General features: G+C 68.4%; 18 protein-coding genes and 3 pseudogenes. 13 read left to right on the plus strand and 8 right to left on the minus strand.

The annotated features are described in order from the left end of the window. Positions 1–126: 126 nt before the first annotated feature. From ACTWP9_RS35510 to ACTWP9_RS35520, 3 genes and pseudogenes are all read left to right on the plus strand, one after another. A pseudogene (locus tag ACTWP9_RS35510) lies at positions 127–417 on the plus strand (IS3 family transposase); the annotation flags it as partial. 125 nt (positions 418–542) lie between these two features. Next, entirely contained in the window at positions 543–1,694 is a 1,152-nt protein-coding gene (locus tag ACTWP9_RS35515) for a hypothetical protein (protein ID WP_443250450.1), read from the plus strand. Positions 1,695–1,768: 74 nt separating this feature from the next. After that, positions 1,769–1,996: a hypothetical protein gene (locus tag ACTWP9_RS35520; protein ID WP_443250451.1), complete on the plus strand. Its 228-nt coding sequence runs from the start codon at positions 1,769–1,771 to the stop codon at positions 1,994–1,996. A gap of 728 nt (positions 1,997–2,724) precedes the next feature. On the opposite strand, the gene ACTWP9_RS35525 is transcribed toward ACTWP9_RS35520, so the two are convergent. Next, entirely contained in the window at positions 2,725–2,937 is a 213-nt protein-coding gene (locus ACTWP9_RS35525) for a DUF7144 family membrane protein (protein WP_443250452.1), read from the minus strand. Positions 2,938–4,188: 1,251 nt separating this feature from the next. On the opposite strand from ACTWP9_RS35525, the pseudogene ACTWP9_RS35530 reads away from it, so the two are divergent. Then, a pseudogene (locus ACTWP9_RS35530) lies at positions 4,189–4,837 on the plus strand (aldehyde dehydrogenase family protein); the annotation flags it as partial. Here the strand turns inward: ACTWP9_RS35530 and ACTWP9_RS35535 are convergent. From ACTWP9_RS35535 to ACTWP9_RS35560, 6 genes and pseudogenes are all read right to left on the minus strand, one after another. Further along, a pseudogene (locus ACTWP9_RS35535) lies at positions 4,824–6,176 on the minus strand (SpoIIE family protein phosphatase); the annotation flags it as partial. The pseudogenes ACTWP9_RS35530 and ACTWP9_RS35535 sit on opposite strands and share 14 nt — an antisense overlap. A gap of 83 nt (positions 6,177–6,259) precedes the next feature. Continuing rightward, positions 6,260–7,051 (minus strand): IclR family transcriptional regulator, encoded by a 792-nt coding sequence (locus ACTWP9_RS35540; protein WP_443250453.1) that lies wholly within the window; start codon positions 7,049–7,051, stop codon positions 6,260–6,262. A gap of 69 nt (positions 7,052–7,120) precedes the next feature. Beyond that, positions 7,121–7,930 carry an SDR family oxidoreductase gene (locus ACTWP9_RS35545; protein WP_443250454.1) on the minus strand — a complete coding sequence of 270 codons (810 nt, stop codon included), beginning with the start codon at positions 7,928–7,930 and terminating at the stop codon, positions 7,121–7,123. A gap of 34 nt (positions 7,931–7,964) precedes the next feature. Next, positions 7,965–8,729: an SDR family NAD(P)-dependent oxidoreductase gene (locus ACTWP9_RS35550; protein ID WP_443250455.1), complete on the minus strand. Its 765-nt coding sequence runs from the start codon at positions 8,727–8,729 to the stop codon at positions 7,965–7,967. Then, on the minus strand, positions 8,722–10,116 hold the full coding sequence (locus ACTWP9_RS35555; RefSeq protein ID WP_443250456.1) for an MFS transporter: 1,395 nt from the start codon (positions 10,114–10,116) through the stop codon (positions 8,722–8,724). The genes ACTWP9_RS35550 and ACTWP9_RS35555 overlap by 8 nt, the downstream gene beginning before the upstream one ends. Before the next feature lie 118 nt (positions 10,117–10,234). Further along, positions 10,235–11,353 carry a zinc-dependent alcohol dehydrogenase gene (locus tag ACTWP9_RS35560; protein ID WP_443250457.1) on the minus strand — a complete coding sequence of 373 codons (1,119 nt, stop codon included), beginning with the start codon at positions 11,351–11,353 and terminating at the stop codon, positions 10,235–10,237. 245 nt (positions 11,354–11,598) lie between these two features. Between ACTWP9_RS35560 and ACTWP9_RS35565 the strand changes: the two genes are divergently transcribed. The 4 genes from ACTWP9_RS35565 to ACTWP9_RS35580 all read left to right on the plus strand — a co-directional run bounded on the left by ACTWP9_RS35565 (position 11,599) and on the right by ACTWP9_RS35580 (position 14,628). After that, positions 11,599–12,459: a transketolase gene (locus tag ACTWP9_RS35565; protein WP_443250458.1), complete on the plus strand. Its 861-nt coding sequence runs from the start codon at positions 11,599–11,601 to the stop codon at positions 12,457–12,459. After that, a complete protein-coding gene (locus ACTWP9_RS35570) occupies positions 12,456–13,451 on the plus strand; it encodes a transketolase family protein (protein WP_443250459.1) in 996 nt (331 codons plus the stop codon). Before ACTWP9_RS35565 ends, ACTWP9_RS35570 begins: the two co-directional genes overlap by 4 nt. A 216-nt stretch (positions 13,452–13,667) precedes the next feature. Then, on the plus strand, positions 13,668–13,883 hold the full coding sequence (locus ACTWP9_RS35575) for a hypothetical protein (RefSeq protein WP_443250460.1): 216 nt from the start codon (positions 13,668–13,670) through the stop codon (positions 13,881–13,883). Positions 13,884–13,917: 34 nt separating this feature from the next. Next, positions 13,918–14,628 (plus strand): helix-turn-helix domain-containing protein, encoded by a 711-nt coding sequence (locus ACTWP9_RS35580; RefSeq protein ID WP_443250461.1) that lies wholly within the window; start codon positions 13,918–13,920, stop codon positions 14,626–14,628. A gap of 110 nt (positions 14,629–14,738) precedes the next feature. Here ACTWP9_RS35580 and ACTWP9_RS35585 read toward each other — a convergent pair whose 3' ends face one another. After that, on the minus strand, positions 14,739–15,287 hold the full coding sequence (locus tag ACTWP9_RS35585) for an ATP-binding protein (protein ID WP_443250462.1): 549 nt from the start codon (positions 15,285–15,287) through the stop codon (positions 14,739–14,741). Positions 15,288–15,632: 345 nt separating this feature from the next. Here ACTWP9_RS35585 and ACTWP9_RS35590 point away from each other — a divergent pair, with 345 nt between their 5' ends. From ACTWP9_RS35590 to eda, 5 genes are all read left to right on the plus strand, one after another. Continuing rightward, positions 15,633–16,694 carry a sugar ABC transporter substrate-binding protein gene (locus ACTWP9_RS35590; RefSeq protein ID WP_443250463.1) on the plus strand — a complete coding sequence of 354 codons (1,062 nt, stop codon included), beginning with the start codon at positions 15,633–15,635 and terminating at the stop codon, positions 16,692–16,694. A gap of 109 nt (positions 16,695–16,803) precedes the next feature. Then, the gene (locus tag ACTWP9_RS35595; protein WP_443250464.1) at positions 16,804–17,841 is read left to right on the plus strand and encodes an ABC transporter permease; all 1,038 of its coding nucleotides are present in this window, start codon (positions 16,804–16,806) and stop codon (positions 17,839–17,841) included. After that, complete coding sequence (locus ACTWP9_RS35600; RefSeq protein WP_443250465.1) at positions 17,838–18,725, plus strand: ATP-binding cassette domain-containing protein; 888 nt, start codon at positions 17,838–17,840, stop codon at positions 18,723–18,725. Before ACTWP9_RS35595 ends, ACTWP9_RS35600 begins: the two co-directional genes overlap by 4 nt. Beyond that, positions 18,722–19,666 (plus strand): MBL fold metallo-hydrolase, encoded by a 945-nt coding sequence (locus tag ACTWP9_RS35605; protein ID WP_443250466.1) that lies wholly within the window; start codon positions 18,722–18,724, stop codon positions 19,664–19,666. The genes ACTWP9_RS35600 and ACTWP9_RS35605 overlap by 4 nt, the downstream gene beginning before the upstream one ends. Continuing rightward, positions 19,663–20,304, plus strand: coding sequence for a bifunctional 4-hydroxy-2-oxoglutarate aldolase/2-dehydro-3-deoxy-phosphogluconate aldolase (gene eda, locus ACTWP9_RS35610; protein WP_443250467.1), 642 nt, complete (start codon positions 19,663–19,665; stop codon positions 20,302–20,304). The genes ACTWP9_RS35605 and eda overlap by 4 nt, the downstream gene beginning before the upstream one ends. Positions 20,305–20,316 lie beyond the last annotated feature (12 nt).

Below are 20,316 nucleotides of genomic sequence, written 5' to 3' on the forward strand. Positions count from 1 at the left end.
CCGCGTCGATGGCCGCCCCGGCGAATTCATCGGTGACCGCCCCGTCAACTCCGTCATCCAACCCGCTGGCCGTCCCACAACACACCTCTCTGATCAGGAGTGTTGCGACGACTGGTTGAACCCAAGCAGTTCCGGTCCCGGAAGTTCGTCCGAGCCCTCGACCACCACCGGATGGCCGGATCGATAGGGAGAGTCGGGGCGGCCGGCGACAACGCGGCCATGGAGTCTTTCTTCAGCCTGCTGCAGAAGAACGTCCTCGACCGCCGGACCTGGGCCACCCGTGAAGAACTGCGGACCGCGATCGTGTCCTGGATCGAGAGGACCTACCACCGGCGCCGCAGACAAGCCGCACTCGGCCGGCTCACACCCGTCGAATTCGAGACCGTCATGACCACACCGGCCCTCCAAGCCGCGTGACCGAACCTGTCACCCGAACCTGCATCAGCCCCGAACTAGCCGGCTGAGCCTCGGCGAGACGACACACCGGACCGGCGGGCCGGTGGGTCCTCGACTCGTCCCGCAGGGGCTGGTGTGCTGGGCGGATGCACACTCCCGACAAGTCAGTCGAGGATGACGGCGGCGACGAGACGATCGAACTTGTCGTCGGCGTGGCGACCTCACCCGGGATGGTCTCGGAGTTCGTCGGTGGGATGGAGGCGGAGCTCTCCGGCCGGATGACCTCCCGAGTGCCCGATGTGCGTTGGAGGTTCGAAGTCGTCCCCGACCGGCTCGCCGTGCCACCAACCGACGTGGCCGAGATCATCTCGGCGGGCCGACAGCGGCTGCTCCGGGAAGGCTGGGATCTCGCGGTCGTGGTGACGGACCTGCCGATCGCGACTTCACGCCGCCCCGTCATCGCGCACGCCAGCGCGAGTCACGGGGTCGCCGTGGTGTCGATGCCGGCGCTCGGCGCGATGGGGGTCAGACAGCGGCTCGCTGAGACCGTCACCCGCCTCGTCGCGGCCCTCATCGGGGACGTCAGTGCGGCGGAGGTGGATCAACACGGAGTTGTGCACCGCTCCGGTCCGCCTCGCCGGGTAATGCGTAGCGTGAAGGAACTCGGCCACAAGATTGAAGCGGACGAGTCCGATGTACGCATGGTGGCGCGGGTCACCGCGGGCAACATGCGGCTCCTGGTGGGAATGCTGCGTGCCAATCGCCCATGGCAGCTCAGCATGCACCTCACTCGTGCGTCCGTCACCGCCGTCGGGACGGCCGCACTGGCGCTGGTCACCAGCGACATCTGGCGGCTCGGAGACGACCTGGGAGCAGTGCGTCTCGGCCTGATCACCGTTGCGTCCGTTCTTACCACGACCTGCACGTTCATCATCGGCGCCCAGTTGTGGGAGCGCAGTCCCCGGCCCGAGGCACGCGAACAGGTGATCCTCTTCAACACTGTGACCTTGGCGACGGTCACGATCGGCGTCCTCTCCCTCTACGGCACTCTGCTGGTCCTGACATGGCTCGGGTCTCTGCTTCTTGTGCCGGCGGGGCTGTTCTCCGAGACGCTCGGACATCCCGTCCGGATCGGCGACAAGTGGGAACTCGTATGGCTGACAAGCTCCCTGGCCACCATCGGCGAGGCCGTCGGGGCGGGCTGGGAGAGCAACGAATCGGTGCGGGAAGCGGCTTACACCTACCGTGCGGACGATCAGGCTCTCCCAGAGGAGTCATTCACGAAGGCGAGCACCTGACCTCCTCCTCCAGACTTTCCCCGTCGCCCTCTCGAGTTGCTCGTCTACCGGGAGCTCGTTGAGGAGGCAGTCGCTTGCTCGAAGACGGCAAGGACACCGCTGCGCAGGCCCTGCTGGGCAATGTCCTCGACTCCTGCATGCGTGAACACGGTCATGACTGGCTGAAAGGCCGCTTCGCTCGCGCCCAGTTCACCGGACCGAGCAGTCACAAGAGGCTCAACGGTGCCCTCGCCACGTACGACGGCTACAGCCGCCGCTCCAGACCCGGCATGTACTCGCCTGTCTGCTCATCACGTCGCTGAGGAACACATTCGGACCCGCACTGAAACAGGCCACCTTCGACCGACACCTCGCCGCACACCACGCTGCCAAGGGGAGCTACTGCAGCGCGTTCGCACTCTCCGCTGTCCTGATCGCCCAGGCCCTCTTGAGGCATCTGGACGGCTACCTGTGGGCACGAGCCTGAACGCCACCGGTCGGCCGACCACCGACGTTCCGCTTCAACGTTTAGTGCCTGCCAGAGCACTGGCCGGTAATTTTCGCAAACGTGCAGGTCAGCCGGGGATCTCCATCAGTGGCGACTCCGGCTGCCGTTCCGCTTGCTAGACTTACGCTGGATCCGCTGACACGTCGTCACTTAGTCGCCGCCGCTGGTCGTCCATACGCTCGCTGGACAATTGCTGGTTTCACCTGACTACCTGGCAGCGAGATGCGGCGATGGCCCGGGGCTTCCGGCGACGGAGCCCGCCGCCGGTGTTCGGGGTGCTGCGGGGTGTTTGGCGATGGTGGTCCGGGACGGTGACCGTACCGTCCATCCCGGCCGCCGATCGGTGCCTGTCGAGCAACTGGTGGCACAGCTGTCGGGTGCCTCCCACGAAGAGCTCGCCGCTTGGACGGGGCGCGCTGTTCGCAACCATGACCCCTGTCATCTCTGCTCTGCACATTTCCTGCGCCTCTCCGTGACGCGCGAGGAGCTACTGCACAGCCCTTTGCCCGCCGAGGCCCACCCTCGGCCCTTCACCGCCGCACTTCATCGGTTGCCGACGTGGGTCTCGGGCCGGTAAGCGCACAACGCCCCCATGATGAAGGCGTGCGGCACTATTAGGAGGATCGCCCAGAGCTGGAAGTAGGGCAGGGACAGGAAGCTGATGATCAGCAGGAGTCGGGAGACGAGGACTCCCATGATGCGAGCCATGAATGCGCACGGTGCCGCGCGCACGAGGTCATTGGCTGCGGTGGACACCGTGGCTCACCGCGGCACACGAATCCGCGGGTCACCGCGTTGGGGAGCGTCTGTTCGGTGCGCTACGGCACCGGCGTTGTCGACCGTGGCTACTTGTCCCGCGGCCCAGCGACGTACACAGCGTCAAACGAAGCGGCGGCGCGCGTCGCATCTTCTCCCGTGATCGCGACAATCCGCGACGTTGGCGAAGCGAGGGTACTACCCCGAGTGGACGCCATCCGCGAGTTCGACTGAGATGGAGGAAAGCCGGGACGCGGGCGAGATGGCGAAGGCGTGACGAGTGGAGAAACGCCCAGTCGCCCTGTTCGCCGGGGCATGGCAGATGGGGACCACCGCCCTACATTCATGTCCGGTACGTCGTTGTCGATGGCCCGGAGGGCGAGGAGCTGCGACTGCGCCAGCTGAACGTGATCCGCGAGGCACTGAAGTTTCTTGTGGACCAGGAGCGGTTCGTCGGCACCCCAAAGTGAGCGAGGAGTGACTGTATGGCGACCGCGGGCTCTCGGCGGGAGTCGTGCAGCCGGGCGCGTGCGGACACGGCCAGTCTCGACATGGCCCAGTTCTTCCCCGGGCGAGGCGCGGGAGTGCTGCAGGCCAAGTCGCGCGACGGTCCCACGGCAGGAGCCTGCAGGCATGGGCTCCTGCCGGAACATCTTGGTCACCGTGTCGGCCATGGCGATGCTTCCGTGTCAGTGGAAGGCTGTCCGTCCGCGTCGCCGATCGATGGCCGCTGGGCCGCATGGTCCTGGAGGAGGACCAGCCATGTTTTGGGTGCCCCCGTGGGGCTCGGACCTGTGGCTGGCCGCTCACATTTCGAGCCCTGGATGAGGGGCCGTGACCTGTGTTTTTTCTCAGCCTGGACGGGATTGGGTCGGCTCGGCTCTCCGCCGCTTCCCAGGGGGCGCACAACCTCGAACGCCGCTGACCGTCAATACACCGCGCTGACCTGCTGCGATGCGCAGGCAGAGCTGACCACAGGTTGGCGCCCCCGGCAGGAGCCACAAAACATGGCTGGTCGCACACATGGCGCTGACCGGCGCATTTGCGCCGTAGTGGCGGTGGAGGGGCGGACCCGGCTGGTGCCGCGTGCCCAAACGTGGAACAAGTGATCGAACTAGTCTAGTGCACCAAGCGGCTCCGGGCAGATTTGACGCAGGTGGGAACTGTCCGTGGCTGCGGTTGTGGCTGAGGAGACCTACAACTACGACGCAGACCGACGTAGTTGGTACCCCTCGCAGGGGGCGATGAGGCAGCACGCCCGCTCCCCGGCGCGGGGAACTGGTGCGGCGGCTGGGTGAGCTGCTGCGTGAGCACAAGAGCGACCTCGCGGACCTGGTCACCATCGAGGCGGGCAAGATCCGCTCCGAGGCCCTGGGCGAGGTCCAGGAGATGATCGACATCTGCGACTTCGCCGTCGGGCTGTCCCGGCAGCTGTACGGCCGCACCATCGCCTCCGAACGCCCCGGGCACCGCCTGGCCGAGACCTGGCATCCGCTCGGCGTGGTCGGCGTCATTTCCGCGTTCAACTTCCCACCTGCGGTGTGGTCGTGGAACACCGCCGTCGCTCTGGCGTGCGGGGACACGGTGGTGTGGAAGCCATCGGAGCTCACTCCGCTGATCTCGCTGGCCTGCGACCGGCTGCTGGCCCGCGCCGCCGAGGATGTCGGCGCGCCCCGCGATGTGCACCGCCTGCTGCTGGGTGACCGTACTGTCGGCGAGCAGCTGGTGGACGACCGCCGTGTCGCCCTGGTCAGTGCGACCGGCTCGACGCGGATGTGCAGGGAAGTCGGCCCCCGCGTCGCGGCCCGCTTCGGCCGCAGCCTGCTGGAGCTGGGCGGCAACAACGCGGCCGTCGTCGCGCCCTCCGCCGACCTGGATCTGGCCGTCCAGTGGTCCGTACTGTCGCATTCGACCCGGGCGAAGATCATCGTGGCCAGTGACGCTTCCGCCATATGCTGCACGGCCTGGTCGAGCCGGTCGACGATGCCGCTGGGCGGTTCCTCATAGGACCAGGCGTAGGCCCGCAGCATGTTGCGGACTTGCGCCATCGAAGCCGCGGCATCGGCGTCATGGCCCACGACATCACCGATGGCCACGGCCAGCGTGTCGTCCCGAAGGCGGAAGGCGTCATACCAGTCGCCTCCCACCTCGGAGCCTTCCGGCGCGGCCAGATACCGTGCCGCCATCTCCAGCCCCGGCACGCGGGGCAACTGAGGCAGCAGGTGCCGCTGCATGGTCTCGGTGACCCGCCGCTGCCGCTGGTACAAACGTGCGTTCTCCACCGACAGTCCTGCCCGGCGTGCGATGTCCTCCAGCAGCGGCAGGTCGGTGAATGGTTCAGGCCGGTCGGAACTGCCCAGCGTCAGCGCTCCCAGCACCTCGCGCACGCCCCGGATCGGCGCGATGGCAGCCGAGTGCATGCCCGTGGCCGCGAACATCCGCTGCTGGGCGACCGCGATATCGGTATCCGGCCGCCCCTGATAGTTCTCAGGCCCCGCCAGCGTCGATGCCGCCCCCGCAGTGCCCGCGACAGGGGCATCATGGAGTCGCGGGGAGCGGCAGGCATCCGGCCTTGCAACTCCTCGTGGGCGACGAGGGCTCCGGCCTCATGGTGCACCACAGAGGTCCGCCACACCTCGTCGCCATCAGAGATCAGATCGATCACGACCCAGTCCGCGAGGCGGGGGACCACCAGCTGTGTGAGCCGCCGCAGCGCCTCCTGGACATCCAGGGTCGAAGTGAGCGCTGTGGTGGTCTCGGCCAACAGCGCGAGACGCTCCAGCTCCGGCAAGGCCGCATCCGGTCGGCCCCGGTCCCTGGACGCCTCAGCGGCCGTAGCGGATTCACGCTCGTGGAAGACGATCACCGCGCCGTCAGTGTCTCCGGCGTCTCCGGCGTCCCCGGCGATCCGGCAGGGGGTGATCAGCCAGGAGATCGGCAGCAGGGTCCCATTCCCGCTCGTACCACCCGAGCTCTCCCTGATCCGCCCGGCTGCTGTGCAGGGCCTGCCGGAAGGTGCAGCTGCTCCGGGGCAGCGTATGCCCATGACGATCACGATGCAGGTGGTCGTGAGAGTCCTGGCCCAGCAGATCCTCAGCGGACCGGGCCAGCAGCACCTCGGCCTCGTGGTTCACCCGAACGATCCGCGTCTGGTCATCCAGCAGGAGCACGCCGACGCCACGCACCTCGAACACTGACGAAGGCCGCCGACCTCCGCGATCATCCATTGAGACCTGCATGTACGACCCCTCGGACCTCGATTGTGTCGTCCCTGATTCTGTCGGAGGGGATACGGATTGCGCGGAAAGGCCGCGGCGCGGTGTCAGCCGAAGTCGGCCACCGCTCCGGCGACGGCCTTCCAGCCCAGCGCCCGCGAAATCTCCTGTCCGGCCTCGACCAACTGCTCACGCAGTCCGGCCGTTTCCGCGCCGAGGATCGCCTCCCTGACCCCGCTCACGGACAGCGCGGCGCGCACCTGCCCCCGGTAGTCCAGGATCGGTACGCCGAGTGCGGCCACACCGACCGTGACGTCCTGGTCGCTGACCGAGATTCCGCTGCCGAGGGTCTCCTCCAGCACGGGGACCAGCGTCTCCGCCGTGACCGGAGTCGACTTGGTGAACTGCTCCAAGGGCCCCTGCTCAAGGTACTCGGACCAGGTAGCGCGGTCCTGGAAGGCCAGCAGGACGCGGGAGGCGGCGCCCGCGTGCAAGGGCAGCGCACCGCCGAGCTTCAGGGCGAGGGACTGGACCCGCCTGCCGTCCAGCCGCTCGATGCACACTGCCTCACGGCCGCGCCGGACGCACAGGTACACCGTCTCGCCGGTCTCGTCGTGGAGGCGCTCCATCACCGGCTGTGCGAGGCGCCGTTCGTCGAAACGCTCCACCACGGCGGTGCCGAGGCTGAGCAGATGGAAGCCCAGCCGGAAGGTGCCGCGTCGGCTCCCGCCCTCCACCATGTCCAGACCTTGGAGGCTCGACAGCAGCCGGTAGACCGAGCTACGGGGCTCGCCCAGTTCCTCCGCGAGCTGTGCTGCTGTCGCCTCCCCTCTCGCGGCGAGCAGGTCGAGAACCTCAACGGACTTACGGACGAGTGCCAATCCACCATCTTGCGCCACGCGTGTAAATATATCACTCAGCGGACAATTGTTCTACTGGGTGGTAACGCTGCTGGCGCAACTCGGATGTCAGCCCGACCGGGTGTTCCCCTCAGCCGCTTGCGGCAGCGTAGGCGTGGCCGCCTGGGTGTTGCCCATGGACTGCAACGCGGTGGCCACGATGGTCATCTCGGCGATGCAGGCCCGCTTGGGGAGGGTCACAGCACCCAGACACGCCTCGGCGATGTCCTGCGGCTGGATGAACAACTCGCGAAGCTCCTGCGGCGGGGGCTCGGGCCGGTCATCCAGGATGGAGGTGTTCACGATGCCCGGCAGAACGGTGCACACTCGGATGTGGTTGCCGTACTCGTCCCGTCCTGCGCCCCGGGCCAGGCCCAGCAGCCCCGCCTTGGCGGCCTGATAGGCGGGGCCCGTGTGATCGGGCCAGGCCCCGGCCACGCTCGACACGACGACCACGTCACCGCGGGCCTCGCGCAGCCGGGGGAGCAGGGCGTGCAGCAGATAGAACGTGCCGCTCAGATTGGTCGCGAGCATGGAGTCCCACGCCTCGGGCGTCAGTTGCTCCAGCCGCCGCTCCGGAATGTTGGTCCCCGCGGCGCACACCAAGGTGTCCACCGGATCGCTCATTCCCCGTGCCCACTCCCGTACGGCGTCGGGATCGCCGACGTCGACACTGTGGTGGTGCAGACGGTCCGCCTCGGGTGCGGCGCCCCGTGCCCGTTCGTCGATCAGACGGCCACGCCGGGCCAGTCCGTGAACAGTGGCGCCCGCCTGGAGGAAACTCCTTGCGACTGCGAGCCCGATTCCACTGCTCGCCCCGCTGACGACGGCGGTACGCCCGCTCATGTCCGCGAGCCCGCCGGAGAATTGCTGTTCCATGGAATGTCCTTGGTGAATCGTGGTCAGGACGTGGTCAGAAGGTGCCGTCGATCGTGATGCCCCCGTCGACCCTGAGGGTGGCACCGTGGACGAAGGAGGCGTCGGGGGAGAGCAGGAAGGCGATGGTGGTGGCGATCTCGACGGGCTCGGCCAGCCGTCGCATCGGCGTACGCCGTATCAGCGTCTCCTCGTCGAGGGCCCCCGACTCCAGACCGCTGCGCACCATCGCGGTGGCCACATATCCCGGGGCCACGGTGTTGACCCGGATGCCGGCAGAACCCCACTCGGCTGCCAGGGTCCGGGTGAGGCCCAGCACTCCGCTCTTGGCGGTGGCGTAGCCGAGCCGGCCGGGGAGCCCGAAGGTGGAGCCGACGGAGCCGATGTTGACCACACTGGGTCGGCCGCTGCGGGCCAGCAGGGGATAGGCCCCACGTGCGCAGTGCATCGCCCCGGTGAGGTGGACCGTGAGCTGATGGGTCCACTGCGCACTGTCGAACTCCTCGGCGGCCTGCCGGAAGATCACCCCTGCGCCGTTGACCAGCGCGTCGAGACCGCCGGCCTGTGCACTGATGGCGTCGAACATCGCGGCGACACTGGTTTCGTCCGCGACATCGACGGCCACGGCCAGGTGTCCCCCCTCCACGGGAGACACCGCGTCGAGGGCCTCGGCCTGGGCCTGGGCCGCGTCGCCCTTGAGGTCGGCGGCGACGACTCGCCAGCCGCGCTCCGCGAGAACGCGGGCCGTGGCGGCTCCGATGCCCTGTGCGGCGCCGGTGATCAGAACGACGGGGTCAGCCATGTGTTGTCTCCGTGGTGGGCTCGGTGGACCGGGGGCTGTGGCCTGCCGGTGTGGGTGACTTGGCCCGCTCGAGGGCCTTGCCGTACGGGTCGGGGCTGAGCAGTGCCGTGCACACGGTGATCAGCGCCATTGCCGTCATATAGACGGCGATGAGGTGGTAGCCGCCGCCCACCTCCAGCAGGGCTGTGGCGATCAGCGGGGACAGACCGCCGGCGAAGACGCTGGCCGCCTGCGAGCCGATGGAGGCGCCGCTGTAGCGGACCTCGGGTTCGAACAGCTCGGCGAAGTAGGCGGGTTGGGGCGCGTACACCGCGTGGTTGCCGACGTTGATGCACACGATCGTGACGAGATAGATGATCGGCAGGGACTCGCTGTCGAGCGCCCAGAAGTAGGGCCAGGACAGGGCAGCGAGCAGAGCTGCGCCGAAGAGCACGACCGGTCGCCGTCCGAACCGGTCGGACGCCCATCCCCACACGGGCAGGCTGATCAGGCCCAGCGCCGCCGAGATGATCACGCCCATGAGCAGGCCGTCGCGGTCCAGAGTGAGCGCCGTCGTGCCGTAGGTGAGCACGAAGGTGGTGTGGATGTAGAAAGTGCTGTTCTCCGCGAACCTCATGCCCGCGGCACGCAGAACGTTCTTGGGCTGGTCGCGGAGCACGGCGATCACCGGCCTGCGCTCGATCCGTCCCTCGTCCTTCATGGTGCGGAACACCGGGGACTCACTGACCCTCAGCCGGATGACGAGCCCGACCACGATGAGCACGGCCGAGGCGAGGAAGGGAACGCGCCAGCCCCACGACTGGAAGGCCTCATCACCCAGCGGGCGCGACAGTGCGAGGAAGGCTAGATTGGCGATGAGCATGCCGGCCGGCACGCCCATCTGCGGCCAACTTCCGTAGAAACCACGACGGTTGGGCGGCGCGTGCTCGACCGCCATCAGCGCTGCCGCGCCCCATTCGCCGCCCACCCCGAAGCCCTGCACGATACGCAGGAACACCAGGAGCAGCGGCGCGGCCACACCCCAGGTGGGGTAGCCGGGAAGCAGCCCGATACAGAAGGTGCTGCCGCCCATGAGCAGCAGCGAGAGCACCAGCATGGACTTGCGGCCGACCTTGTCCCCGTAGTGCGCGAAGACGATCCCGCCGAGGGGCCGGGCGGCAAATCCCACGGCGTAGGTGCTGAACGCCAGCAGCGTTCCTACCACCGGAGAGGTGCCGACGGGGAAGAACAGTGTGTTGAAGACCAGAGCGGCCGCGATGCCGTAGGTGAAGAAGTCGTACCACTCGATGGCGGTTCCGATCATCGTCGCCCAGGCCACTCTTCGCATGCTGGTGGCGGCGGCGCCGGGGGAAGGCGACGCTGGGGTGGTGGAGGAGGGGAGTGTCATCTTCGAGTCCTTCGGAAGGTTCCTTCGGGGCGAGGAATGAAGCGGTATGGGGGAATCAAGCGAGGAACGGGGGGCGGGAACGGGGGAGGGGAGCGGGGTCTCCTATGGCCCGCGTCTCTCAGTCCGGCAGCAGGGTTTCCTTCAGTGCCGGGCTCGGCCCTCGGGCGAGTTCGGTGAGCAACTCCCCGGCCTGGCTGAGCGGCCGGGTGCGCTTGAGGCCGTCGACGGCCGGGATGAGCCCTTGGGCAAGCAGGTCCATCGCACGGGTGAAGTCCTGGCGCTGATACATCTGGACGCCCACGAGTTCACGTTCGCCGCGCTGCAGCGCCACGCCGTCGACGGTCAGTTCGGTGGGGCTGATGCCCACCAGCACGGTTCGGCCGCCTCGGCAGGTCGCTGCCAGCGCCCGGTTGGTGGTGGCCTGCGCACCGACGCAGTCCAGCACCACATCGGCACCCTCGGTACGAATACCCTCTTCCCCTTCTGCATCTCCTTCTGCGGGAACCGGCTGCTCGTCCGAGATCCGCACACAGCGCGGGAGGCCGAGCCTCCGGGCCAGGTCGAGCCGGAGCGGGTCCCGGTCGGTCACCACCACATGGCCGACGCCCTCGGCGATCAGTACGAGCGCGCAGAAGACGCCGATGGGACCCGCGCCGATCACGAGCGCCTGGTCGTCCGCCTGGGCGCGGGCGCGGCCCACGGCGTGCACGGCCACGGCCAGCGGTTCGATCAGTACGCGCTGTTCCTCCGGTACCCGGGGGTCGATCGGCAGGAGTTGGCGCGGCGGCACGGTCAGATAACGGGCCATGGCGCCCTCGGCCTGGCCGCCGACAAAACGCATCCGCACACACAGCGGCTCCCGCCCTCGTGCGCAGTTGTGGCAGGTGCCGCAGCCGGTCGGAGGAAAGAGGACCACAGGTGTGCCCGGGGCGAGGGGTCCGGAACTGGAGGCACCGTCGTGCGGGGCGTGTTCCTCCACGACCCCCCATGCCTCGTGCCCGAGGGTCAACGGCGGTGTGATCACGGCGTGTTCACCCGCCCACATCTTCAGGTCGCTGCCGCACACGCCGACTTCGCCGACCCGGACCAGGACCTCGCCGGGCGGTGGACCGTCGAGGTCCCGCTCGATCAGCTCGACCTGCCGTGCGGAGGTGACCCGGGCCAGGCTCTGACGGCGGTGCCGCGAAGCCCGTGGCTGCCGCTCGGCGGCGGGTGTGTGGGCGTCGGGGACGGCCATCACATCTCCCCTTTCTCTGACGGCTTCTCTCTCTGATGGCCTCGGGAAAAGACCCATGTCAGCGGGGGTGTGACCCCAGCCACGGAGACATTCTCACGTCATGGACACTCTGTCCAGTGGATGGTAACTTCTATCTGGTGGCACGGACGGTGCCGGGCCGTGCCACCGATGGGGCTCACCGCCAGCACCGACAGCGCCCGCCCATCGGGCTGCCGACTGGCCCTACTGACTGGGAGAGACACCGAATGACTGCACTGACGCCGGCTGGGCCGGTGGACAGCCAATTGATCGAGCACATCGAGGAACGGGCGCTGTTCGCCCGGCTGGAGACCGTGCGGCTGATCTCGATCGCGAAGACGGGGCACTACGCGTCCGGCTTCTCGTGCGCGGAGATTCTGGCGACGCTGTACTACGGGGTGATGAACCTGCGGCGGGGCGAGCCGGACTGGCCCGACCGCGACCGCTTTCTGTTCGGGAAGGGGCATGCGGCGGCCACGCTGTATCCGCTGCTGGCCGACTATGACTTCTTCGATGCGGCGGAGCTGGACGAGTACACCCGGCTGGGCAACGCCTTCGGCGACCACCCGGATATGACCCGTATTCCGGGGATCGACTTCAGCTCCGGATCGCTGGGCCACGCGCTGTCAGCCGGAACCGGCATGGCGCTTGCCGGCCGCCTTCAGCAGCGCCCCTACACCACATTCGTCCTGCTGGGCGACGGGGAACTGCACGAGGGGCAGGTGTGGGAGGCGGCTCTGGGCGCCGCGCACCACGGTCTGGGACGGGTGGTGGCCATCGTGGACCGCAATGACCACTCGCTCGACGGCCGTATCGGCGGCGTGACCGGTATCGAGCCCCTGCTGGAGAAGTGGCGGGCCTTCGGATGGCAGGCCCACGAGGTCGACGGGCACGACGTGAGCGCCCTGCTGCCTCTGCTGCGTTCGCTGGCTGAGGACTCGGAGCGCGACCGTCCTGCCGTGGTGGTGGCCAACACCGTCAAGGGAAAGGGGATTTCCTATATGGAATCGGAGTTCGGATGGCATCTGGGCTGGCTGGCAGAGCAGGACGAGGCCAACGCACTGGCGGAACTGCGGGGGGTCAAGTGAGCGTCGCCCCCGGCCTGCAGCCGGAATCCTGGCACCTGGTGAGCCTGCTGGAACAAGCCCCCGGCCTCCAGGCCCTGGGAGGAACCCTCGCCGATCTGGCGGACGAGGGCCACCCTGTGGTCGTGGGCACCGCCGACTTGAAGTACTCCAACGGCCTGGTGCGCTTTCAGGAACGGCACCCGGACAAGTACATCCAGTTCGGAATCTCCGAACAGCACATGGTCTCCACCGCGGCTGGCCTGGCCACCACAGGGCTGAAGCCCTACGTGGCGACTTTCGCTTCCTTCATGGCGCTGCTGGCCTGCGAACAGATCCGCACCGACGTCGCCTACACCCAGCAGCCGGTACGGCTGATCGGCCACCACACCGGCATCACCCTGGGCTTCTACGGAACCTCCCACCATGCGACCGAAGACCTGGCCGTCACCCGCAGCATCGCCGGGCTCACCGTCATCGCACCGGCCGACACCGCGGCCCTGACCGCGGCCCTGCGCGCCACGGTCGACCACCCGGGCCCGGTCTACTTCCGCATCGGCCGCGGACGCGACCCCGATGTCTACCCCGCCGGCACCACCCTGGAGGTCGGCAAAGCCATTGAACACAGCACGGGAGACGACCTCACACTCATCGCCACCGGCTCCATGGTCCACCCCACCCTGGAAGCCGCCGCCCGCCTCAATGCCGACGGCCACAGCGTCGGGGTCCTCGACATGCACACCATCAAGCCGCTGGACGAGGACGCCGTACTCAAAGCCGCACAGCGCTCCCGGAAGCTGATGACCGTAGAGGAACACAACACCCTCGGCGGCCTCGGCGGCGCAGTGGCCGAAGTCCTCACTGAGCACGGCATACCGGCCCGGCTGCACCGCCATGGAATCCGGGACCAGTACAGCCTCATCGGCCCGCCAACCCGCCTGTACGCCCACTACCGACTCGACGCCGCAGGAATCGAGGCCGAAGCCCGCGAAGCACTGCTCAGCCCCAAGCCGTAGCTGTTCGCCCCGAAGCGATAGCCGAATGGCACCGGGGATCGACCTGCGCATATCCGGTCTGTACATTTCTCGACTGCCCGCGCTCCCACCGTCCACAACCGACGCTGGGGAGCGCGGGCAGTCGCGCACCATCCGGAGCCGGAACCCGCTGTCGGGGAGGACGATTGCCATGGGCATGCCCCCAGGGGCGCAAGGCGGCACCCCGAGGGCGGTGGCGTGTCATCCGACGTCGACTCCTGGCGGGGGATGCTGCGCCAATGCCTTGTGGAGCTCGATGCGTTCCCGCTCCGCAGCACGCGGGAGAGCACCGACTACCTGGGCTGGACGCACCAACTCGACCTGGGATTCGTCACCGTGACCGAGGCGGCCTCGGATCCGGTGCGTGTGGTGCGGGCCCCCAGGATGATCGATGGCGCGCAGGACGCCTTCTAACTGCTGTCGATTGCTCAGGAGTCCAGTTCGTCATTTGTGGGAGACGTCCGCTCTCCACTGCGCCGGGGGGGATGCGGTACTGCTCGACAGCACGGCTCCGTTCCAGCTCAGTGCCGACGAGTTCGCCCATCACATGGTGCTCATGCTGCCGCGCGCCGATGTGGCGCGGGCTGTGCCGGTCAGCAGCGAACGTGTCGGGCGGCGTATCGCGGCCGAGAACCCGGTGCTGCGCGTGCTGCGGGCCACGGTTGACGAGATCCGCGCCAACCGCGGAGAGCTGAGCCCTGAAGTGCTCCCCGAGCTCGGGCATACGGTGAGCGAGCTGTTGTTCTCCGTGCTGCGGGCCGACGAGGTGTCCGACCAGGGAGCGGTGAACGGACTCGTCGGCCACCGGGCCCAGTTCCTGCGCATGCGGGACTTTATACAGCGCCATCTGGCCGAGCTGGATCTGTCGTCCAAGACGGTGGCGGCCGCCTTCGGGGTCTCGGTGCGTTACGTCGAACTCGTCTTCCGGGAAAGTGGCACGTCGCCGGCCACATTCATCCGTCATACCCGTCTGGAGGAGGCGCGCCGGACCCTGGCGGACCCCCGGATGCGCCGTCGCCCGATCGCAGCGGTCGCCAGGTCGGTCGGCATCGAGAATCCCACGGTCTTCGCCCGTATGTTCCGCCGGTTATTCGGCGTCACGCCGCGCGAGTACCGGAACGTCGGGCACGTCGGGAATATCGGCACCCACGGGCCGTGAGACCAGCGAGGGCGTCGTCATCACCCTCGTCGAACACGCCATGGCAGTCCGTATGTCGGCCACTCCCTGAGCGGAACGGGTGCACCGGACCGGCGGTGAGGGAAAGCGGGTCAGGCCGTCGCCGGTGCGACGACGTGCGCTGCCGTCGGCATGGGGGCGCAGACGCTGCGGCGGAACCAGGTGATCTTCCCGGTGGGTGTGGGCCGGGTGCCGAAGGAGTCGGAGAGCGCGTCCACGAGGGTGAGCCCCCGGCCGCTCTCGGCATCGGGTCCGGTCTGGCGCAGTCGGGGGGTCTCGCGGCTGCCGTCCCCGACGTCGCAGATCACACAGTGTTCGCGACTCAGCCGCAGCCGCAGCCGCACCGGGCCACGGGCGTGCTCGACGGCATTGGTGACCAGTTCGTGCGCCATCAGGACGATCTCGTCGGACTCGCTCTCCGCGACGCCCCAGCTGCGCAGTGCGTCAGCGGTGGCTCGGCGCGCGTATCCCGGGCTGACCGGGTCGGTGGTCGCCAGGTCCAGAGCCAGCTCCTGCCGGGTGTCGGGCAGAGCACCAGGGACACCGGGCGAGACGGTTCGGGGATGCCTGCTCCGGGCGGTGTCCCCGGTGTGGGGGGCAGCGCGGGGCACGACATCTGTCGGTGCGGTGATCCCGGTCATCTTCAGTGCTCCTTTCCGGTTCCGCAGCGGGCCGGAGGGCCTGATCGGAGGTGGCGCTCAGGGAGAGTGCGTCCACATCTCCCAGGATGGTAGTAATTTCGACGAGAGTCAAGATCGAAAGAAGAAATTTCGTCTGCGAAATTTCTTCGACATCATTGACGCCAGCTCGAAACTTCTGCGACGGTCCTGTCTCGACGCCCACCGGCCCGCCATACCACCGCTCGGGGAAGGCGCGTCAGGCGAGCACACCACGCCCGGGACCCTCGCTCTGACGTATCCGGCCGGGTCGGCTCACCAGGCGCTTCCCCTGTACGGCGCTGTAAGGCATCGAGGAAAGGCAACCTCATGGCACACCGAACTCAGCTCCGTCGCCGTGCGCTCGCGGCCTCGTCTGCGGGCCTCGGTCTCAGCCTGCTGCTCAGCGGATGCGGGTGGGGTGGCATCAGCGGTCGGGGCGCCGGCGACAAGACCCTCGTAGGTCTGATCACCAAGACCAACGACAACCCCTACTACGTGAAGATGCGCGAGGGCGCCCAGAAGCGGGCGCGAGAGCTCGGCGCAGAGCTGCGGACCTTCTCCGGCAAGGGCCAGACCGACAACGAATCGCAGGTCCAAGCCATTGAGAACTTGATGGCTGCCGGAGCCAAGGGCATCCTCATCACCCCCGCGGACTCCAGTTCCATCGTCCCCGCCATCAACCGGGCACGAAGGGCCGGAGTCATGGTCATCGCCCTGGACTCACCCACGGACCCGGCCTCCGCCGTCGATGCCACATTCTCCACCGACAACAGACTCGCGGGCCGGCTGATCGGCCAGTGGGCCAAGCATCGGATGGGGGACAGACGGCCGCGCATCGCCCTCCTGGACATCAGCCCCGACCATGTCGAAGTCGACGTTCAGCGGGATCAAGGCTTTCTACAGGGCTTCGGCGTCGACGTCCGCGACCCCGGACGGATCGGTGACGAGCACGATCCGCGGATCGTCGGCCACGAGGTGTCCGAGGCCAACGAGGAGGGCGGCCGAAGCGGCATGGAGAAGCTCCTCCAGCGCGACCCCTCCATCAACCTCGTCTACACCGTCAATGAGCCGGCCGCAGCCGGGGCCTACGAGGCCATCAAGGCGGCCGGGAAGCAGAAGGCCATCACCATCGTGTCCGTCGACGGCGGCTGTCCCGGCGTGAAGAACGTCCAAGCCGGGGTGATCGGCGCCACCTCGATGCAGTTCCCCCTGAAGATGGCCGCCGACGGCGTCAGTGCCGTGGACGCCTACGCCAAGCACGGTCGCAAGCCCTCCACCTCACCAGGGCGGGACTTCATCAACACCGGCGCCACGCTCATCACGGACACCCCTGTCTCGGGCCTCGCCTCGAAGAAGACCGACTGGGGCCTCACGCACTGCTGGGGCTGACGCTCCTCGGCTCCGTAATCGCTGTCTGTAATCAGTGTCCCACCCGCCCCGGCCCGGACGCCCCGCCGGGTCCCCTCAACATCCGTCCCTCCCTCCCCCGGAGTTGACCGTGGCACACGACACCGTCTCCCCAAGCGCAGCCCGCCCACTGACCCACAGATCCGGCCGCGACGGCCTGCTCGCCCATGCGCAGGCGGCCCTGCACTCGAAGCCGCTGCTCGGACCACTCATCGTCCTCGTACTCGCATCGCTGTTCTTCACCCTCTGGGTGGGCCCCCGATTCAGCGCGCCCCTGAATCTGTCGCTCATCGTCCAGCAGGTGCAGATCATCGGCATGGTCGGCATCGCGCAGACGCTGATCGTGCTCACCGCCGGAATCGACCTGTCGGTCGGCGCCATCACCGTCCTCTCATCGGTGGTGATGGGAAAGATGGCGGTGGACAACGACCTGCCCGTCCCGGTGGCCCTGCTGCTCGGCGTCGTCACCGCCGGACTGTGCGGCGGCATCAACGGCACCCTGGTCAACCGATTCCGAATACCGCCCTTCATCGCCACACTCGGCACCCTCAGCGTCTTCTCCTCGCTCACCCTCCTCTACTCGAAGAGCGAAACGGTCCGGGCCCAGGATGTGCCGGACCTGCTGAGCTGGCCGGGCCGCTCCATCGACATCCTGGGCACCGACATCACATACAGCTCGCTGATGATGGTCGGCTGCTTCGCTGCCGTCGCCTATCTGCTGCGGGGCACCGCGTGGGGCGCCCATGTGCACGCGGTGGGCGACGACCCTGAGGGCGCCCGCCTCAGCGGGATCCGCACCGGCCGGGTACGGCTGAGCGTCTACATCGTGGCCGGTCTGATCTGCGGCATCGCCTCCTGGTTCCTCATCGGCCGGATCGGCTCGATCAGCCCGCATACGGGCGAGAACCTCAACCTCCAGTCCATCACCGCCGTCGTGATCGGCGGCACCAGCCTCTTCGGCGGACGCGGCCATGTGCTGGGCACCCTCCTCGGCTCCCTCATCGTGGGCGTCTTCAGCAGCGGTCTCGCCCTGGCCGGAGTGGACGTCCTGTGGCAGGTCTTCACCGTGGGCATCCTGGTGATCGCCGCGGTCGCAGCCGACCAGTGGATCCGGAAGGTGGCAGCATGAACCCCGGCAACACCCTCACCGCCGCGCCGGCCCTGGAGGCGCGCGGCCTCGTCAAGCGCTACGGACACGTCACAGCCCTCGCCGGCGTCGACGTCGACCTGCGTCCGGGAGAGGTCCTGGCCGTCATCGGCGACAACGGCGCCGGAAAGTCCACCCTCATCAAGTGCCTCTCCGGCGCCGAGGTCCCGGACGAGGGAGAGATCCGCCTCTTCGAAGAGCCGGTGCGGTTCCGCACCCCGCTGGAGGCGCGGTCACACGGCGTGGAAACCGTCTACCAGAATCTGGCCGTCGCCCCCTCACGGGACATCCCCGCCAACCTCTTCCTCGGACGCGAACTCCGCCGGCCAGGGCCGCTCGGCAGCGTGCTGCGCCTGCTGGACAAGAAGCGCATGCGGGAGGACACCCGCGAACTGCTCACTTCCCTGGGGCTGCTGACCATCCAGAACTTCGCCCAGCCGGTGGAGAGCCTCTCCGGTGGGCAGCGCCAGGGCGTCGCCGTCGCGCGTGCCGCCTGCTTCGGCAGCCGAGTGATCATCATGGACGAGCCAACCGCAGCGCTCGGCGTGCGGGAATCCCAACGAGTACTCGACCTCATCCGCGAAATCCGCGGCAGGGGAGTACCAGTCATTCTGATCAGCCACGACATGCCGCATGTCTTCGACATCGCAGACCGCATCCACATCCAGCGGCTGGGCCGGCGTGCCGCGCTGGTGGAGACCTCCGAGATCTCGATGCCGGATGCCGTAGCGCTCATGACCGGGGCGCTGGACCCGGCGGAGCTGGGCCAGGACGGGCAGCAGGCGGCGTCGTCCTCGGAGCCGGACTCCACGGGACGCGCGGCACCCTCCGCACCCGCCCGTCCGCGAACTGACGAGACGTCATGAACCCCAACGGCCACCCCGCTGCCCATACCGGTGCCCGGCCGACCAGGCTGCTGCGCCAGGTGCCGGGCGAGGCCGCCTCGGGCGCCTTTCCCGCGCCGGCGGGGACCCGACCGGACGAGTTGACGCTCTGGTGGCTCGGCCAGGCAGGGTTCGCGCTGCGCCACCGCGATGTGCTGGTCCTCATCGACCCGTATCTGTCCGACACACTCGCCGACAAGTACCGCGGCAGGCTCTTCCCGCATATTCGGATGCATCCCGCACCGGTGGCACCCGACACCATCCGAGGCGTCACCGCGGTCCTGTGCACCCACGGCCACACCGACCATATGGATCCGGGCACCATCCGTGCCCTGCGTCCGCACAACGACTGCCGCTACGTGGTGCCGCGCGCCGAGAGCGCGCGGGCACTGGAGCGCGGCGTGCCCGCCGGCAGACTGACCGGCACCACCGCGGGCGAGCACATCGAGCTGGACGGCATCGCCGTCGAGCCGGTTCCCGCAGCGCACGAGCAGCTCCAGCAGGACGAGAGGGGCGATCACCGCTTCCTCGGATATGTGCTCACCATCGGCGGGATCCGCGTCTACCACTCGGGTGACTGCGTGCCCTACGACGGACAGGCGGAGCTGCTGCGCGACCGGGACATCGATCTCGCGCTGCTGCCGGTCAACGGGCGCGACACCTATCGCACCCAAAACGGTGTCCCCGGCAATTTCACCGTCGCCGAGGCTGCCGGGCTGTGTGAGCGCGCCGGGATCCCGAACCTGCTGTGCCACCACTTCGGGCTGTTCGACTTCAACACCGTCGACCCGGATCGCGCTCGCGATCAGCTGCGTGACCGACCCTCCGCACTGTCCTGGACCGTGCCCAGCGTCGGCTCTGCCTACGCCCTCACCACGCGCGACGCCACCGTGCGTGACGCCACCGCCAAGGAGGTCCGATGAACTCCCACGAACTCCTCGACGAGCTGCGCCGCGTCCGTGTCGTCCCAGTCGTCAGCCTCCCCGACGTGCACAGCGCCGACCCGCTCGGCGAGACGCTTGCCGAGGCGGGATTGCCGGTCGCCGAGATCGCTTTCCGCACCCCCGCGGCTGCGGAGGGGATCGCGGCGCTGCGCTCCCGCCACCCCGGGCTGCTGGTCGGCGCCGGTACGGTGCTCGACCGCCGGACCGTGGACCGCGCCCTGGACGCGGGTGCCCAGTTCGTGGTGGCACCCGGATTCAACCCGGACGTCGTGGACTACTGCCTGGAGCGGCAGGTCCCCGTTGTGCCGGGCGTCAACAGCCCGACAGGTGTCGAGGCCGGCCTCGCCAGAGGGCTGCCGCTGCTGAAGTACTTCCCGGCCGAGGCGTCGGGAGGGCTGCGGCTTCTGGACGCCATGGCCGCGCCGTACGGCGGAGCCCAGTTCATGCCGACAGGCGGTGTGACTCCCCACAACCTTCCCGACTATCTGAGCCGGCCTCAGGTGGCCGCGTGCGGCGGCACCTGGATCGCCACCGCGGCCCAGCTGATCGAGGGAGCGTTTGAGGTGATCGGCCGCAACGCACGGCACGCGGTCGACATCGCCGCCGCTGCCCGCTGAACCACCACCCCA

The organism is Streptomyces sp. 3N207, assembly GCF_052246355.1.
Classification (GTDB): Bacteria; Actinomycetota; Actinomycetes; order Streptomycetales; family Streptomycetaceae; genus Streptomyces.